Origin of the sequence: Candidatus Synechococcus spongiarum, assembly GCF_900047545.1 — a bacterium.
GTDB lineage: Bacteria > Cyanobacteriota > Cyanobacteriia > PCC-6307 > Cyanobiaceae > Synechococcus_B > Synechococcus_B spongiarum_C.
Genome location: NZ_FITM01000099.1, coordinates 1 through 2,087, shown reverse-complemented (window position 1 = coordinate 2,087; position 2,087 = coordinate 1). Strand labels below are relative to the sequence as shown.

2 protein-coding genes and 1 tRNA gene are annotated in these 2,087 nt (G+C 61.6%); 1 reads left to right on the top strand and 2 read right to left on the bottom strand.

Translation table 11 applies throughout. The annotated features are described in order from the left end of the window. Positions 1 to 105: 105 nt before the first annotated feature. Positions 106 to 552 (bottom strand): GIY-YIG nuclease family protein, encoded by a 447-nt coding sequence (locus tag FLM9_RS04245; RefSeq protein WP_074457414.1) that lies wholly within the window; start codon positions 550 to 552, stop codon positions 106 to 108. A gap of 32 nt (positions 553 to 584) precedes the next feature. Further along, positions 585 to 666, bottom strand: a tRNA-Leu gene (locus FLM9_RS04240). 162 nt (positions 667 to 828) lie between these two features. Between FLM9_RS04240 and FLM9_RS04235 the strand changes: the two genes are divergently transcribed. Further along, positions 829 to 2,087: hypothetical protein (locus FLM9_RS04235; RefSeq protein ID WP_074457413.1), on the top strand; the 1,259-nt coding region annotated here is incomplete at its 3' end.

Below are 2,087 nucleotides of genomic sequence, written 5' to 3'. Positions count from 1 at the left end.
GATCAGGGCAAGATTGACAGTCAAAAAAAGGCAGCCTCCCGGCTGCCTCGACGCACTTTCCACAGCCCAATGCAACCGCTCCCCCATGCTGGCTGTGGTTGCCGTTCATACGGAAACAAAACTTTTTGTGGGTGCAGCGAAGGACACGGGCGCCTGTCGCTGTTCCACATTCGGCTGGCTCTGGGTGATCCACAGGGCGGCAACACCAACAGCCAGGCCAAAACCACAGACCTCCAAGGCCACACCGGGGCTCAGCCAACGGGCCGTGGCCTGACGAGGGGCCTGATAAAGAAACCGGACCCGCTTCCCTGCCCGCCTGGCCAAGCGGCAAGCCTTTCTGCGTTCAGCCCAACTCAGAAAAAAGTACTCCGATCCCGGCAGGCGCTTGTCCGCAAACAGCCGGTGCAACTTTTTTTCCAGCTCCCTTGCCCTGGGCAGGGTCACAACCTGGTGGATTCTATCGGGCTTGAGTTCATTCATGCGCCGCTGTATATCAGCAGTAATACCAATCTTGGTCAGTCTTTTTGTCTTAATGATGTAAAGAAATCCCATGGGTGCTGATGAGATATGGGAAGGAGGAGAAGTGCCCACCGCGGGACTCGAACCCGCACAACCAAAGTCACTGGTACCTAAAACCAGCGCGTCTACCAATTCCGCCAGGTGGGCGCGTTTGCTGACATCCACAACCTACACCCGCAACCTGAAGCGGAAAGCAGTGGGCTTGAGCAGTGCCCTCAGGCAAGTTTGCCAGAATCCATAATGCATTCGTGGATGACGATGGATCCGGGACACCTTGAACATAATCTTTGGGGGGTTGTCTCCCTTGCGATGCCAGAAGTGTGGCAGCAGGCGGTGAACCACTGGCTGGCTGCCGCCTTGGCCTTCTCCGGGCTGTCCCTTGGCCTGGGTTACGGGGTTCTGGTTCTGGCCCTGCCCCTGCTGCTGCTGCCCACCGCCTTCCCGGAACTCTCCCGTCCCCGTGATGCGCTGTGGTCTCTGCTGCTGGCGACCCTGGCGCCCTTACTGCTGCTGAACCGCCTGCCTGTCTTCAGTGGAGCGGGTTTCGGCGAGTTGATCGCCACGGTGCTGATGGGGCGTCTCGCCGCCGAGGTGGGGCAAGGGCGCTGGGAGTCCCTCACCCCGGACCAGAGGTTGGCGCTGCGCCACCTGCCTCGCTGGCGCCGTGCCGGGACTGATGTGGTCGCTGCTGTTGTGCAGGCAGCGAAGGACACCTGGAGTGGGACTGTACAGGCAGGGAAAGCTGTCTGGAATGCAGTGTCCGGCCAGCTTGCAATGGGGGCAAGCCCAGGTCCGGCGGCTGAGAACGCCCCTGATGCTGAACTATCTCAGCCTGTTGATGGTGGTCAGGGGACTGAGGGCGCCGAAGTCAACTTGAAGGATGTGGCTACTGGTGAAAGCAGGGAAACTACGCCGGAGGAAGGGCAGCGCGCCGGGACTGGTTTGGTCGCCACTGTTGTACAGGCAGCGAGGGACACCTGGCGTGCGGTGTCAGGCCAAAAAAGCCCTGTTGAGCAGCGCCGTCAGGGGCAATCTGCCCAAAAAACCGCTCGCAAGGAGTGGGTCCGTCCCGACCCGTGGGATGGGGCCCAGGGTAGCCAGGAGGGGGAGACCGGCCCTGAGATCTCGGATATGGCACCGGCAACGGGGGCAAGCCCGGGTCCAGCGGCTGACAATGCCCCTGATGCTGAACCATCTCAACCTGTTGATGGCGGCGATGGTGATCAGGGGACTGGGGATGCTGAAGTCAACGTGGAGGACCTGGCCAGTGGTGGAAGCGGGGAAGCCACACCGGAGCAGGGGCATCCAGACAAACCGACTGCGGATGAGCTGGTGACAACTTCACTGGAGGACACCGCCCCTGAGGAGCACAGCGCTCCTGAGCCTGGGGAAGGCGCCCAGCCCGTTCAACCGCTTGAGGGTGGGGACGGTGATCCTGTCCATGTCAAGGGCACCGACGCAGTACCAGGGCATGTGGCGCCAGAGGCCATTGAGCGCCCTGTCGAGCCTCCGGAACCAGAAGCGCAACCATCTGGGGGTGGTGGTGCCGATGTTGCTGGCCCTGAGCC